The organism is Phycisphaerae bacterium (assembly GCA_041652575.1).
Classification (GTDB): Bacteria; Planctomycetota; Phycisphaerae; order Sedimentisphaerales; family UBA12454; genus UBA12454.
Genome location: JBAZHC010000004.1, coordinates 69,287 through 85,102 on the forward strand (window position 1 = coordinate 69,287; position 15,816 = coordinate 85,102).

The following is a 15,816-nucleotide window of genomic DNA, read 5'->3' on the forward strand; positions in this document are numbered from 1 at the left end:
AAAAATACTTTAATTCAAAAACCATAAATTCTTGCCCATATTTTTTTAGCATAAAAAACTGGGTCGTTAATAAATTTTACAAACCTGCGTATAAAAGTATAAATAGAATTCATCAATTCAGCATAAAGGTGCCTAATAAAAAGCGACGGGTGTTTCATTAAATGCCGTCGATAATTCCTTTCCATTTCCATTTCAGCTTTTCTCTTCAGTTTATAAATCTGCTCGGTCGTTAAATCTGTAAAATTAATAAACACGGGATATCTATCACTTCCATACCCATCAAATATTTGAGTCAGATATTTTTCTTCGTCTTTAATCAAGGCTTTATTAACTGCTTCATTATAAAGGGCCGAGCCCGGTAAAGGAAGTATTAATGAAAATCTTCTGGCAGGATGTTTCACTTTTTGGAAAAAGTTTACTGTTTCTGCAACTGTTTCCTCCGATTCGCCCGGATAACCAAGTATCAACTGTACCTTTATATGCAAACCGGCTTTCCCGGCATCTTCCATTGCCTGGGCGGATTGTTCGGCAGTAATATGTTTATTCATATTCGCCAATATCCTGTTACTGCCGGATTCGACACCAAAGCCTACGGCCACACAACCTGCCTTTTTCATCTCACACAGCAAATCATAATCGATTGTATTAACTCGGCCCTGAGCATCCCACTTTATGTTTAAAGAACCAAGCCTTTTTGCCAATTCACAGGCTCTTCTTTTGTTAACTACAAACAATTCATCAATAAAATGAATACCTTCTACTCCATACTTTTCCTGCAGGTATTTAATCTCATCGATAATACAATCGATTGATTTTAATCTCAGGCCTTTGAAGCTTTTTGAACAGAAATTGCAATTATATGGACATCCTCTGCCGGTAAGAACTCCCATAGTTTTGAGTGTCAATCTTCGTTTGAAAATTTTGGTAGTTGGGTCATGTATATAAAATTTAGTTTTTGTATAAATATCCATTGGAAACAGATGATACGCCGGCCGCGGAAGAGTATCGAGGTCTTCAATGTATTCCCGCGGCTGATTTTCTATTATTCTGCCATTATCCCTGTAAGCTATCCCGCTTACCTTCTTCAAGTCATCTATATTGTCCAGCAACTCCACTATAGTAGTTTCACCTTCTCCGACAACACAAACATCTATTTGAGTATTTTTTAATACTATGGGGCTGCTGTATGTTGCCAATAAGCCGCCAAGAACAATCCTGGTATTAATTTGTTTTTTGAGTTCGCCGGCAAGCCATTTAACATAGGAATATTGAGTTGACATGGCGGTAATGCCAATAACGTCACAATGAATGTTTTTGATTTTTCCCAAAACCTGGTTTCTGTTCCAGCGATTAGCATAAATATCGAAGATTTCTACTTCATAACCACTGTTCAACAAAGAAGTTGCAACATAAGCGAGGCCGTAAGGGAATATGGGCTGAAAAAGCTCCTTCGTCATTCCCCTGCCCAATGGCGGCTGTATCAAAAGTACTTTTTTAATTGGCATAACAAAATGCTACAAATTTTTTAAAAGAAAGATTACTTCACTTTATAAACAACAATTTCACCATAGGTTGAATGTTCTAATTTAGGCTGAACATGAATCTCCTCTAATATTGCAGAATCAACGGAATCTAAAAAATCAGGACAACAATTAGCAATTCTCGATTTGTCAATTACAATATAATCTATACTATGGCTGCGGCCTGAATTATAATTATAGCTGCCTTCATTAGGCGTTTTTGCAAATTTAATCAAATCTTCATATTTGTCGATGTTGAGTCTATTTTGAAGCGGTACAAAATAGCCTCCTGCGTAAAAAGCTGCACGACTCATATCCGTTAAGATGTAAGAATTCTCTCCACAATTTTCTTTCATCCATTCCCCAACTTTTCTTTGCCCTATTTTATCTCTATCCTGCGGCCTGAACGTATAAGGCAATAAAGTAAGAATTACTGCCGTCAGTAAAATCCAAAATATTTTCCCCTGATTTTTTTTTACCCTTTCCCTGGCCCATACAACTTTTGTTATAATCAGATTATGTAATTCATTAAAACCAATGGCTGCCCAAAACAGACTTGCAGCGGCCAATGGCATAAGCTGTCGTTCAGAGAGATAAAACAATGAAAAAACAAGGATATGAAATAGAATAATTATGCCTATAAAAATTTCGTATCCAAGACTCCACGGAATTATTTTTCTACTCATCAGTCCGAACAACATCAGCAGAAACAAGACAGGGATATAAATACGGACAAATAAAATTGACATCTCGATCAGCATTTTTATATAACCACCTTCCAGTTTTGAATAACAAGGTATTCTTAAATAATAAGACCCTGTGTTATCTGGTGTTGTTACGTCTTCACTGCCGGTTATCGCAGTAATGATGCTTTTCTTTTTACTTAGCCGCCATTCTCCTGTTTCACCTTTGACATATAAAACATAGGGAGCAACAAAAATGAAAACTCCCATGCACATAATAGTAATTAAAATTATCTTTTTTTTATAGGTATTTTTAAACGAAGAAAACCCAGTAGAAAAAGTATAAAGAGCCATCACTATAACTATTCCCAATCCTTCCGGCCTGGCAAGATAATTCAGCCCTGATAAAAGGCCCGTAAGAAAATACATCCGCTTACTGTTGTTAGTTATCGCTTTCCAGCCCAGCCAGACTGTCATCATAAACAGAAATACATAGACAGATTGCGAAAGAACTACTACAGAATATTGTGATAAAGCCGGATAAAAGGCGGACAAAACAGCCGTGACTTCCGCAACTTTTTCACCAAATACATCTCTGGCAAGATAATAAATCGGTAAAATTGTCAGAATTCCACAGACAAACGAAACCAGCCAGCCGGCAACAACCCAATCGCGAGTTATACTATAGACCCCCGTAATTAAAAGCGGATAAAGCGGCGGATAGTCCCGTGCCAACCCTGCTTTTAAATTACCAACATAAAAATTTCTTGCCATTTCGATATAAACTGGGCCATCACCAGATATAGCAAAAACAGTAAAAAGCTGAAATAGCCTGACTATAAAAGCCGCACATAATATAAGTAATAATTTTTGTTTTCCACTTCTTATCATTTACGCCAGCATCTCCATTGTAATTTTCATATCTGCAGCTATGCTTAATTTAGCGATTCTGCCGATTATCTCTTTGTATTTGTCGGGTTTTATGCCATCCCCTGGTTTTTTAAATGCAATCATGTCGAGAGTTATTTTAGTTCCTTTAGGAATAAGGTTTTTTGTTACAATGCTTTTTTCAAATGTAACTTTCATATCCTTCAATTCCTCGGCCAATTTGTCCTTTCCAGCTTTTGATGAAATAATCTTCTCTATTTCTCTGATTTCTTTAATCAATTGCTTAAACTCGTCAGGTTCGAGGGAATGTTTGGCATCGGAACCATACATTTCCTTGGAGAGGGTAAAGTGCCTTTCAATCACTTCAGCACCCAACATTACAGCTCCTATAGAGGCCGATATCCCAAGTGAATGGTCTGAAAAACCCACGGCAAGATTGTATCTGTTTTTCATCTCAGTCAGAATATTTAATCCAGCTTTTTCAGGGGGGCAAGGATAAAAAGAAGAACATTGCAATACCGTAATATCCCTGCAGCCATCGGCTTTCAGCGTCTCTATTGCTTTATCCAATTCGGACCACGTGCTCATTCCTGAAGACAGCAAAACCGGCTTGCCGATAGACGCTACTTTCTCCAGCAAAGGAATATTAGTAACTTCACCTGATGGTATCTTATGTCTTTTCACTCCTGCATGTTCCAATAAATCCACCGCCTCCAGAGAAAAAACCGACGAGATAAACTCTATGCCGCACTCTTCCTCAGTATATCTTTTTAATTCTTTGTATTGTTTCAAATCAAAAGCGGTTCTTTCAAAATACTCTTTTCTGCTTTCATCCTTAAAATAGGATGGTGTCGGTGCGTTAGGCAGACTTTCCGCGTCAAATATATGAGTCTGGAACTTGGCTGCATCCGCACCACAATCAGCGGCTGTCTTTATAAAACGCTTTGCAAGTCCAACCGAACCCTCGTGAGAGTTGCCTATTTCAGCAATAATAAATACCTTTTCCATATCCCATACACCCTTTAAATTATTTCTTTTTAACTGCCACAAGGTATTTTGTGTAATATTTTTTATCCCGGTTCTTAGAAAATTTATCGAATACGGTTTTTAGATGAAGCCTAAAATACAGAATATTGAGCAGCTTGTATAAAATTTTCTTAAGTATCCTTATCCATCTATTACCATTATTTCTCCAGTGCAGAATAAACCTGTTATCATATAAGTCGTGAAGTTCTATTTCTATTACCTTACAGTTAAGACTCTCAAAAAACTCTATTATTTCCTCTCTTGTTAATGCCGATTTATAAGGATACTGCCCGCATTTTAGGTTACTTGCTTCAATATGGCTACGATTAACAATATCTGCAATCAATATACCGTCTTTTTTCAAGGCTGATACAAGCTCTTTTAATATCTGCCTAAATTCATCGAATGCAAAAAGAGTATGCAGGCAGGTAATAAGGCCAAACCTTTCATTAAAAGGCATATTAAACAAATCCCCTTCAATGGTTTTCCTGCCTTTTGAGTTATTATAACTGACAAAAGCAGGACTCTTGTCGAATCCAAGCATATTTCTGCAGCTCAGTTCATCCATCAATCTGCCTGAACCTATCGGAGCATCCAGCCATTCCATATCGTATTTAAGATACTTTCTAATAAATTCTATCTGTTGGTAATGTTTTATGTTCTTTTCAAAGTTTTTGTAAAATTTATTGTGATATGAAATTAGTTTTTTTTCATTAAATCCGGTGATCCATGAATCGGTATAATCTTTATTCATATGAATTAAAACCCTTTCTTCTGCTGCCTTTTTTCAGCGGCCATCCTGCATAACAAGCTCAGATATTCGTTCACAAGCTTTACCGTCTAAAACCATATACCTTTTTTTCGCCGCCTGGTACTGTTGGTAAACTTTATTACTTAATCCGTTTTCTGCGATATCCTTAACTTTCTCAGCCAGGATTTCAGGGGTATCCACCTTTATGATTCCTTCCCTGTTTCGAAAATAATGCCAGCCCTGCTGATTGTTGAAATCGTAACTGATAACAGACTTGTCAAGAGTGATCGCCCACATCATAGTGCTCGATATTTGGGAGATATACAGGTCGCAAACAGCGATCAATTTATACAAATCACATTCATGAATAATAATCACATGAGGAAATTTTTCTTTAACAAATTCATAATACCCCAACACGTCACGCGGATGAAGTTTCAAGACTATCTGTACATCGGGATGATATCGCGAAAGTATCTCAAGTACTGTGCATATATCCTGTTTATCTTTTTCCTCCGGCACTAATTTAAAATAAACAACCGCCTCCCTCGCTACTATCCATAGCGGCATGGTACCATCAAGACCGAAACCTTCCAGCGTTGTTCGCTTAAACTCCGGACTTTTAGTTTTAAGCGATAGTTTGTATAAGTAATCATGTTCAGGATGTCCCGTTAAAACCAGCTTGTCTGCAGAAACCCCCTGCTCACAAAACATAGCCATATAATACTCACCCATCACAGCAAAAAATTTCGCGTCACCGGTACCGTAAGTTCCGGCATATTTTATCCTCAGCGTCTTTTTAACAAGCCAACTCATAAAACCTTTAAGATAATTCCATGCCATCGCTACAAGGCCTTTCTTGCTGCTCCTATTAGAGTAATACCCATTTCCCCCAGGCATTGTTTGCGCCCATTGCAAAACAATTGTATTGATATTTTTTCTGTTTAATATAGATATTAAGGCATACTCCAGCCTGTTACTCTCAACAACGCATACCATTGCCTGCACAGGTGACAAGCGATTCACCAACCTGGCAGCATAAATCAAATCGATGACAAGCTTAACGGCCTTATTGATTATTGATATTCTTGTGAACGATTTAATTTTATATATTGTAAAATCAATTCCTTGTTCTTTCAGCGTTTGCTGTATCCCCATGTTATCTTCAAAATATATAATAAAATAAGGAATGCCTAACATATTGCTCCTGACGTATTGAGCAAGGAGCAAAAGCGTTTCGAATGACCCTTTGTAGTGAGGAACAAATATTATTCGTTTTTCCATTTATTTTTCGATTTCACGTCCCTGGCGATTCCATCAACTGGTTTTAATCGTCCAAAATATTTTTATCCCTTTATTAAACACTCCCCTCAGATATTTTTTCTCTCTGAGATAGCCATGGATTGTCAAAATGACTATCAGGACAAAAAACACGGTCATGGGAATATCCGTATTAAAAAATACTTTCAAAACAACCAACAGGTGAAATATTAAAACATAAGGCCACGTAATTTTCTCTATAAAGGGTTCAGGACACAATTTTCTTTTCAGTAAAAAATTTATAAAAAAATAAACAAATGTTCCCGCCCATATTGCAACAACACCTCCCTTGGCGCCATATAGCTTAACCAGAATGACACAAAGAAAAATAGACAAAATACCATGAATTAAAGTAGCAAAAAATATGTATTTGGTTTTTTGATAGTATACCAGCACCAACGGAGTTCCTGCAAAAGTTGCCCTCACGAACACTACACACAAAATCAGCAGAAGCAGCGGATATGAATTCCCAAAAACGCCATGCGTAAATAATATGATTAGTTGCCGACCAAACACAAATAGCACACTCGAAAGTAAAAAAGTAACATAAAACCAGAAGAATAAAACTCTTCTTAAATTAGATATTAAGAGTCCCCTCTCGGATAATTGTTTATATATAAATGGTTCATAACTCTTGTCATAGTTTGCAGTTATACCAGCGAACATACTGTCAAATCTCTTGGGGAAATCATATAAGGCCAGTTGGCCGGCACCAAATAATTTGGCAACATAAAACGTATCTACCTGCTTGCGTATCTGGTTAAATATTGACCTTAAAAAAATAGGGCCTCCTACCTCATAGGCCAATTTAAAATACTCATACCTGAACCTAAATTCAATCGAAGAAAACATTACCATTATTTGTATAAGGCTTACAACAATAAAAACGGCAACATTACCAAGAATAACATATTTATAACTGCCGGTTAATATCACAGCCAAAATAGTAACCCCGGCAGTTAAAATTATATTAATAATCTGAATAATCGAACTCAGCTTCGCTTTTTGTTCAATAATCACCCAACTCATAAATACTCCCGTAGGAATGCCAAATAGAACCTTTAGAATCAATACCCAATAAAGGCTTTTAATCGCTTCCCAGTTTCCACCTACGAGGATTGGAAAAATTCTGTTATAGAAGGCAGTAACAATTATGACTGCTAAAAAATTCATCAGGGCCGATATTGCTAATAAATTGAACAGCAGTTCTCTCTGCTGTTTCCTGCTGAATTTAAACCATGTGGAATTTATTATATAACCTGCACCGAACTCAACCAAAATAGTAAATGGAACCGAACATAATGTAAATAATGTTATATAACCAAAATCCTCCGTAGTTAAATACAGAGTTGTAATCGGCATAGTTAAAAAGAAAATACATTTAGCCAGAATGTCGGGCAGAGAATATATGATGAAATTTTTTGCAACTCGTTTTTCCATAAATATCTTAATCTATTTACAGGTTAAGTCTTTCTAAAAAAACATGTGAAATAAAGAAAAAGGAACCCCCTTAATCTGAAACAGTCCTTACTTTGTTTTTCTGCAATTAGTTCCGTTGACAACCGAGGATATAATTGCGTCAGCCAAATTATTCACCAGCCGCTCATAACTTTTCTCAGATTTTGTAGCAAAGTAATCACTGTTTGAGGAAACAATAAATTTATGCTGAGAATATGATAAAAACTTTAATAAATCCATTTCCACATCCGATTTTGTCTTCCTCAATATTTGTTCGATCGCCTGCTTGCAGATTTCAACCGAATTAACAAAATAACAACTGCGGCATTCCTTATACCATGGACCGCCAAAAACAACACACCCCTTGCCGGATAAGATACTTTCCCAGCCTGCACTGCCGGTTAGGGTCGCAGTAACCTGTGCATTTTTTATCAGCTCTTTTGTATCCTGTTCAATGTCTATTATTACGACTTTTGGGATGGCTTTGATTGTTTCATAGTATTCCTTATTTCTGTAATGTAAGCAATTTATTCGCGGACTTTTTAACTGCCTTGGATGCTCTTTGACATAAATCTTCCAGTCGGCCTGGGTTGATCTCGAAAGTATTTGCAAAGCCAGAAGCTGATTTTCAAAGACTCCTCCTAAAGGTATAGAAGACCTTTCCGGCTGAAAATGCAACGGGAAAAATACGTATTTATCTTCAAGGTCGGCTTTTCGGGATAACTTTGTGTAATACTTATATAAATTTTTGTCTCGTACTCTCTTGATTTTTGCTATAAGTTTAAAAAACAAATTCCTTACAGGAAAATTCAAGGAAAAAGCTGTGGAGAATTGTTGCTCAAAATAATTTCCCACCGTCAATATTTTTTTAAGAAAATTCAGGTTGTTTTTTACTGACGCCAAAAACCTTTTTGTTAATTTTCCCGAAGACATCTCCTGTAAACCGGGGGCAAAAGGCTGTTTGATCCAGTAACTCGTTTTAAAAACCTTTTCATAAAGATCCCCATTAAGAAGTGCCACAATTTCATCTTTTGTTTTATCTTTCAGGTAATCAGAAGGAACTTTTTCTGTTTTAGTGTAATCTTCTACAAGAAACACCGTGTCGTCTATACCGGTTCTTTCCAGACAATAGGTTTTTATTCCCAGACTTCCCGCTACGAAATACAAGACAATGTCCCACCCCATATGCGGTGTCGACACAAAAAAAATACAATCAATTTGGTGCATCTTAAAAAAAGTATGCCAGTATAATAATATGTCATAGTATATAATTTTTCTTTTCCGGACACTGATATTGAAAAAAGCTAATCTGTCCGAGTTCGAGAGAAATATATTTTCACACTCCCCGAATTGTTCAATCATTGCCGCAGAAAGTGCGTATGGTGAGCTTATATTGGCCTGTGCATAATATTCAGGGCACATCAAATCCATATAATTAAGTACAGGGGTGCCCTCGAAATCCTCCTTGTTGATGCCCAGACCTATTATAAAGTCTATATGGAGGTTTTTAGTCCTTAGCTGTTTGGCTACTTGTAAAAGAAAAGTATCAGTAATGTTTACAAGCATTATTCCCATTTTTATCCTTTTTTTAACTTTTCTATCAGCTTATCAACTATAAATTCTTCTGTTTTTCGCATCGATTCATACGTTGCGCCACCGATATGCGGCGTCAAAATCAGATGCTTATCTTCGGCAAGTTTAAGAAGTACCTGCAGATTATTATCTGAGTTTTCGCTTTCAATAACATCAAGAGCTACTCCTTTGAAAAAGTTCTTTTTTATCTTCTCAATAAGGTATTTTTCGTCAACAAGTTCGCCTCGGGAGATATTGACAAAGTATTTACCTTTCAACAAATCAATATATCTTTTGCCCAAAAATTGCCTGTTACTTTCTGAATATGATGCCGCCAGGACAACAATATTAACCAAAGCAAGCATTTGGTCCAGAGCATCTATCCTTTGAGCATGCTCTGTTTTCAGGATAGACGGCTTGGTATCATAAAAATACACCTTCGCTCCAAAACAATGAAACCAATTTGCCAGGATATTCCCAATACGTCCAAAACCTATAATGCCTACAATATTGCCAAATAACTCTTCACCTTTGTATTTATCCCTGTTCCATTCAGACCTGCCGGAGGTTAAAAAGGCATATTTGTATCTTCGCAAAAGCGCCAGCACCAGCCCAAATGCATGTTCGGGAGTCGCTCTTATTTGAGACAGAAAAGCATCTTCTCCTTTTAGAGAAACAACAATTATATTTCTCTTAAGCACGGAATTCATATCGATGTGATTAAAACCTGTTGTGGGCGTACAAAGATATTGCAGTTTTTCGGTTTTGCTCAAAAAGTTATTATTAATATGATGCCCCAGACGAATAAAAAGAATCTCCTTATCGTGTAAAAACGTGTCCAGATTGCCGCCGTCAAAACAGCTCACATTGCCGATGTTTTTAAGCTTATTAACGGCTTTCTGCGAAAAATCTGACGGTTCAAGAATTCCTATTTGCACAATATATTCCTTGCAGTCTCCAGGTCTTCATATGAATCAATATTTACCGACCTGGACTTAGGCATTTCATAAAGCAGCGGAAGATCGCTAATCAGTTTTTTCATTTTTCTGACAAATTCGGCAGTTGCAATATAAATCGCGCCATTTCTCACATAGATATTATTTTGGTCCTGCCGTCTAATTGCCTTGTTATGGTCTTTATTTAATGCGATTCCAAAGTTATTCCGGCAATGATACATAATCAGGTCGCTTAGTTTTTCTTCTTTGTAAGCCGATATCAATGTGTCACAGGAATGATTGCTGAAAAGCTTAACGGAATTTTTCATATCCTCATATGTCCTCAGAGGAGCTGTCGGCTGTAAAATCAAAACCGTATCGAATACAATCCCCTGCTGCTGGTAGAAATCAAGTGCATGCAAAACATACTCTACAGACGGCGATTTATCCCCGGCTAATTCTTTGGGACGCAAAAACGGCACTTTAACCCCTGATTTTTGTGCAATACCTGCGATTTCAGCACAGTCAGTAGATACGATAACTTCCGATATGATATTGTCGCGAAGAACTTCAAGGGCGGGCTTAATGGTATAATCTAAAAGCGGACGGCCGCAAAGGTCGATAATGTTTTTCTTTTCGATTCCTTTTGAGCCGCCTCGAGCAGGAATAATCGCCAGTATTTTCATTACTATTTATATCCCCAGACAATAAAGGCCTGTCCATACCCTTCATCACAAAGCCAGGGATGTTTGCCGGTCTTATGGCCGTTTTCTGTCAGCATCTTCTGCAATTGTTTAACTAAAGCTTTTTCGCTTTCTTCCGGCATCAGCGTAAACGGAAACTTTATGGAATGAGAAATCATCGGCAAGGGATAGACACCGCTCGATTGAATATTTTTCAATTTGTATTTTTTTAAAATAGGCAAATAACTCTCAGTACCAGCATCTGAACGATAAACATCTTCCTTTGCTATGGCGGAATTTTCGAAATTCTCAGCATAACCTTTCAAAATGTCGTTTATCCACTCATAATCTTTTTGAATATTGTCTGAATAGTTTGGTACGACGTACCCCAAAAACAAACCTCCATCAGCCAGTACGCGAATCTGCTCTTTAATTGAAATCTCAATATCCCTGAGGTGTTCCAATAAACCTATGGAGAAAACAACGTCAAAGGATGCATCTTTGAAAGGCAAGGCATTAACATCGCCGACCATGAATTCTGCCTTTAGATTATTAGCTCTAAAGATTTCCTGTGCGATATTAATGACACTCTCAGAAATATCCAGCAGCGTACAATCATAATCTGCATCACTAAAATAACATGAAAGACTGCCCCTGCCGCAGCCGACTTCCAGCACTCGCCTGCCCCGATTGAAGCGGGAGTCCTTCATTAATTCTCCTAAAAGGCTCCAGTGGTTTCTGAAAGCTAACTGAACCTGATTGAGTATTTCACCTTTCGTCCAATGGGTGTAATACGATTCCTTTCTCTGCTGCCAATTTCTCTCGAATGGATTAATTTCGCTGTGTTTATGGTTTTTCATTGCAGTTTATTGTTTTATAATTCAGAGTGTTTTGCAGTTTTTGCTGCACCGCTCCCCGTTTTTTTCATTGTTTTTTTCGAACTTTGCCAGTACTCTAAGTCTCAGCCCTAAATTATATTGTAATATCAAATCTTCAACTTCGCCGCTTTCCAAAAAATGTCTGATTTCTTCCGGTATATACTTTGTACCGTCAATACTTTCATAAGGGTCAAGCCATTGAATTTGCCTTTTTATATTAGTAAGTCCGGTTAACACCGTATCCAGATGGATAATTTCGAAGCCGTTGTCCTGAAACAGGCTGTGAAGTGTTTTCCCTGAAAAATATAACAGATGGTTTCTTCCATCAAAACTTACACTTTTGCTCTGCAGGAACATACAATACAAGGAATAAGCGTTCGGAACTATAGCCAGAACGTATGAAGTGTCTTTTGAGTGGTCTTTCATGTCTTTTAAAATCGTCAACGGGTCGGATAAATGCTCAAGAACACCAAATAAGGTAAAAACATCGAATTTTTGATTTTCGTCGAGTTCGCTTAATAATTTCTGTTCGACATCCAGATTTTTCTGAGTTGCATAATAGCAGGCTTTGGAGTTTAATTCGACACCCTTTACGGACCATTCCGGCTGATGCTTCTTCGAAATCTCCAAAAAATGCCCGGATGAACACCCTATATCAATTAAATTCAGGGTTGGCTTGTCAATATACTTTTTCAACAACTGAATTTGTTCTGCATAATAACCTTTTTTCCACGCCTGCTCCTTTGCCGACTCCTGTATTTCAACCCATAAGTTATTCGCTCTGGAATCGTCATAGCGTTCCCTCGAAGATTCCGGAACAACCTGAGGATTAACAAAAATCATCCCACAGTTTTCACACCTTACAAAAGTGAACCCTCTTTTCACAAACAATTCTCTTTGTTTCCCAACTGGCGATTTACACAAAGGACAATCGATAATTTTTGAATATTTTGCATTTAACATCCCTGTCCTTGAGTCCGTCAATTCAGCCAACTCTTCCTCAAGTATCTGAAAATATAGTTCTCTCAGTTCCAAATCCATAAGTTTTAATCTTTTGGTATATTAATTTTATTCAGGTCTATTTTTAGATTAGTATGTCAATATTTTGTTATTATCAATTTTAATCGTCGCTATTTTCTCCACTATTCTTTGGCCAGCGTTGCCATCGCCAAATAATTTATTCGGAGAGTATCTGCCGTGTTTCAACTGATTCGCAACAGCATTGGCAATTTCATTGCTATCATAGTTAGCGAAAACTACATTTTTCCCACACTCTCTGCCCTGCTGTCTGTCTCCAATTATAACAACCGGCGTTCCCAAAAATGCGCCTTCCCTTATGAAGGACGACGAATTTCCAACGCAGCAAACTGCATTATTTAATACAGCGGCATAATGTTCAGGCGAAAACCCTCTAAAGTAGTGAAAATCCTCTTCCTTGTTAGCTTCCCTAAATACTCTGATGCCCTTTGAAACATCATCTGTACCCGCATCGACATTGGGCCAAAGTACGACTTTTTTAATATTTTTAAATTTCCCCAAAGCCTCTAATGTCTGACTTATCTGTTTGAATCCCTGCCCGTAACTGGTTGTTACAGGATGCTGTACAATAAGAATATAAGGTTCCGACCAATCTATCGTTTTGCCTGTACCGCCATAACTCTTCATTATATCGTTGCTGATACTCAGGTTTTCATTTGCCAATAAGTCCATAGCCGGACAGCCGTAGTTGAATATGCGGTCCGGGTTTTCCCCCATTTTAATTATTCTTTCTCTGGCTTTTTCTGTCGCGACAAAATGAATGTCTGACAATTTTGTGATTGCATGCCTGACCCGCTCATCAATGTTGCCCGTTACTTCGCCGCCCTGGATATGCACAAGTGTAATATTAAGATATGCCGCAGCAACCGCCGTAGCCATTGTTTCAAACCTGTCTGCTACGGTTATTACCATGTCCGGCTGCAAATCCTCAAAAGCAGTAGATAATTCCACAATGCCATAGCCTGTCGACTTTGCCTGTGTAGCTAATGTTTCACCTTCAAGAACATAATAGATTTTCCTGACAGGTTTGAATCCGTCTTTTAGTATAATTTCTACTGCTTTGCCGAATCTATAAAGTAAAGTAGATGCTCCGACAATAAGCTGCAGTTCCAAACGAGTGTCTTTTTCAATAGCCATTAGGACAGACTTTACCCTGCCATAATTCGCCCTGCTTGCCACTACCACACATATTTTTCTTTTTTTCATTCAAATAAACCTAATTTATCTATTGCTTCTCTGTACTCTTTCCATTGGCCGATATCTACGTATGATTTCTCAGATACAGGATATACTCCTACATTTTTTTTACTATCCAAAAGAACTGCGACAAGATCTGTCATATCGAAATTCTTATCTTTGGGAATGAATTCCAGAACCTTTGATGACATAACATACATTCCGGTATTCACAGTAAAATCAAATTCCGGTTTTTCCTTAATGTGCTTAATCTTGCCCTCTTTTTCAAAATTAATGACGCCATAAGGAATTTGGTGATGATATATTGCACCAACAACAGTCAAAAGATTTCTACTGTCATTGTGAAATCTAAGTAAATCTGAGTAATCTGCTTTCACTATCACGTCACAGTTGGAGACTATAAAAGTATCCCCTATTGTTAAAGGCAGAAGTTTAAGACCGCCTGCAGTACCAAGAAACTGTTCTTCCCAGATGTAATCTACATCGAAATCGTTCTGTGCACTTTCAAGATAAACCTTTATCATCTCGCCTTTATGATTCAGTGTCACATAAAAGTGATTTACGCCGTATCGGTTGAATCTGTCTATTATTATTCTTATGGCCGGTTTCTCGCCTATGGGCATAAGCGGCTTGGGCAGTATTTTCGTAAAAGGCTCCAATCTCGTACCCTTGCCTCCCGCCATTATCACTACCGGCACATCTATCTTTTTAATGTGTTTCGACTCGTCCTCAAAGAGGTCTCTCCAGAAAAGCAAATCTACAATATAATTATTTTCGTCCAAAACAGGGATTACTTCGATTGTCTTTTCCAGCATAGTTTTCCTGGCCTGTTCCAGAGTATATTTGCCTTTTTTAAATACTACCGGCGAGCGATTGCAGCATATCTCAATCTTTTGCGTCAGGTCTCCATCCTTCAATATTTGGCGTCTTATGTCGCCATCTGTAATAACGCCTTCCAATTTGTCTTCTTTGTCGCAGACAAATAAAATAGCCAGACCGGCCTGGTCTATTTTTTTCAGTGCCGATTTAATACTCGCATCTGATGATATTTTAACCTTTAAGAGAATTTCTTTTTTTTGCTGATTATCCCTGGAAATCATTTGCCTAACAATCCTGTCTTACAATAAAATATAATATCCAAATAAAAACTTTATAATGACTTTCCCGCCTTTTTTTCCATAAATATTAATTCCGCCAGCTTAAAATCAACAATATCATCTATATCAATGGAACGGTCTTTAGGCATAATATAACCCAACGTCTTTTCAGGCAGAAAGATTTTACTTTGCAATAATACATCCGTCCTGCAAATATATATCGCTCCATTTAATTTATAAACAGCCGGCTCATCCTGCCTTCGATGATATTCTTTCCCGTGCGTTATGAAATTATTAATAAATCCCTGGTTCGTTAACATCTTCATGCTGTATGGATTTTCCGAAACTTCAGCAACACTCACTACTGCATTGGCGGATTTATTCGCCAATAACATTTCAAAAGCCGCATCGATATCTGCAGAAGTTCTGAGTGGAGAAGTCGGCTGAAGTAAAACTACAAAATCGGGCAGATTTTTCTCTGTCTGTTCAAGTTGCTTAAGCAGATTTATCACAACGTCAATACTTGGAGTATCATCCTGTGCAAGCGATTCAGGTCTTAAAAACGGCACACGTCCCCCAAATTTTTCTGCAACAGCGGCAATTTCCCTGGCATCGGTCGACACCACAATATCATCTATATAACTGCTTCCTTTTGCCTGCTCCACTGTCCAACCAATTAAAGGCTTGCCTCCGAAAGATTTGATGTTTTTCCCAGGCAGTCCCTTGCTGCCGCCCCTGGCAGTAATTATCGATATCACTTTCATAGCTTT

At 37.6% G+C, this 15,816-nt stretch carries 14 protein-coding genes; all 14 read right to left on the reverse strand.

The features are described from left to right. Nucleotides 1-14: 14 nt before the first annotated feature. The 14 genes from WC496_04235 to WC496_04300 all read right to left on the reverse strand — a co-directional run bounded on the left by WC496_04235 (nt 15) and on the right by WC496_04300 (nt 15,810). On the reverse strand, nt 15-1,505 hold the full coding sequence (locus WC496_04235; GenBank protein MFA5292226.1) for a radical SAM protein: 1,491 nt from the start codon (nt 1,503-1,505) through the stop codon (nt 15-17). Nucleotides 1,506-1,537: 32 nt separating this feature from the next. After that, nucleotides 1,538-3,094 carry a glycosyltransferase family 39 protein gene (locus WC496_04240; protein MFA5292227.1) on the reverse strand — a complete coding sequence of 519 codons (1,557 nt, stop codon included), beginning with the start codon at nt 3,092-3,094 and terminating at the stop codon, nt 1,538-1,540. Then, nucleotides 3,095-4,099, reverse strand: coding sequence for an N-acetylneuraminate synthase family protein (locus WC496_04245; GenBank protein MFA5292228.1), 1,005 nt, complete (start codon nt 4,097-4,099; stop codon nt 3,095-3,097). Between the two features lie 19 nt (nt 4,100-4,118). Continuing rightward, nucleotides 4,119-4,871 (reverse strand): methyltransferase domain-containing protein, encoded by a 753-nt coding sequence (locus WC496_04250; GenBank protein ID MFA5292229.1) that lies wholly within the window; start codon nt 4,869-4,871, stop codon nt 4,119-4,121. A 33-nt stretch (nt 4,872-4,904) separates the two neighbouring features. Next, entirely contained in the window at nt 4,905-6,068 is a 1,164-nt protein-coding gene (locus WC496_04255) for a hypothetical protein (protein MFA5292230.1), read from the reverse strand. Between the two features lie 117 nt (nt 6,069-6,185). Continuing rightward, complete coding sequence (locus WC496_04260) at nt 6,186-7,628, reverse strand: oligosaccharide flippase family protein (GenBank protein MFA5292231.1); 1,443 nt, start codon at nt 7,626-7,628, stop codon at nt 6,186-6,188. Nucleotides 7,629-7,715: 87 nt separating this feature from the next. Then, a complete protein-coding gene (locus tag WC496_04265) occupies nt 7,716-9,221 on the reverse strand; it encodes a hypothetical protein (GenBank protein MFA5292232.1) in 1,506 nt (501 codons plus the stop codon). A 2-nt stretch (nt 9,222-9,223) separates the two neighbouring features. Further along, complete coding sequence (locus WC496_04270) at nt 9,224-10,156, reverse strand: NAD(P)-dependent oxidoreductase (GenBank protein ID MFA5292233.1); 933 nt, start codon at nt 10,154-10,156, stop codon at nt 9,224-9,226. Next, complete coding sequence (locus WC496_04275; protein MFA5292234.1) at nt 10,147-10,839, reverse strand: acylneuraminate cytidylyltransferase family protein; 693 nt, start codon at nt 10,837-10,839, stop codon at nt 10,147-10,149. Before WC496_04275 ends, WC496_04270 begins: the two co-directional genes overlap by 10 nt. A gap of 2 nt (nt 10,840-10,841) precedes the next feature. Further along, nucleotides 10,842-11,696, reverse strand: coding sequence for a class I SAM-dependent methyltransferase (locus WC496_04280; GenBank protein ID MFA5292235.1), 855 nt, complete (start codon nt 11,694-11,696; stop codon nt 10,842-10,844). 21 nt (nt 11,697-11,717) lie between these two features. Continuing rightward, nucleotides 11,718-12,755 (reverse strand): class I SAM-dependent methyltransferase, encoded by a 1,038-nt coding sequence (locus WC496_04285; protein ID MFA5292236.1) that lies wholly within the window; start codon nt 12,753-12,755, stop codon nt 11,718-11,720. 48 nt (nt 12,756-12,803) lie between these two features. Continuing rightward, the gene (neuC, locus tag WC496_04290) at nt 12,804-13,958 is read right to left on the reverse strand and encodes a UDP-N-acetylglucosamine 2-epimerase (GenBank protein MFA5292237.1); all 1,155 of its coding nucleotides are present in this window, start codon (nt 13,956-13,958) and stop codon (nt 12,804-12,806) included. Next, nucleotides 13,955-15,049, reverse strand: coding sequence for a nucleotidyltransferase family protein (locus WC496_04295; GenBank protein ID MFA5292238.1), 1,095 nt, complete (start codon nt 15,047-15,049; stop codon nt 13,955-13,957). Before WC496_04295 ends, neuC begins: the two co-directional genes overlap by 4 nt. Nucleotides 15,050-15,099: 50 nt before the next feature. After that, complete coding sequence (locus tag WC496_04300) at nt 15,100-15,810, reverse strand: acylneuraminate cytidylyltransferase family protein (protein ID MFA5292239.1); 711 nt, start codon at nt 15,808-15,810, stop codon at nt 15,100-15,102. Nucleotides 15,811-15,816: the final 6 nt, after the last annotated feature.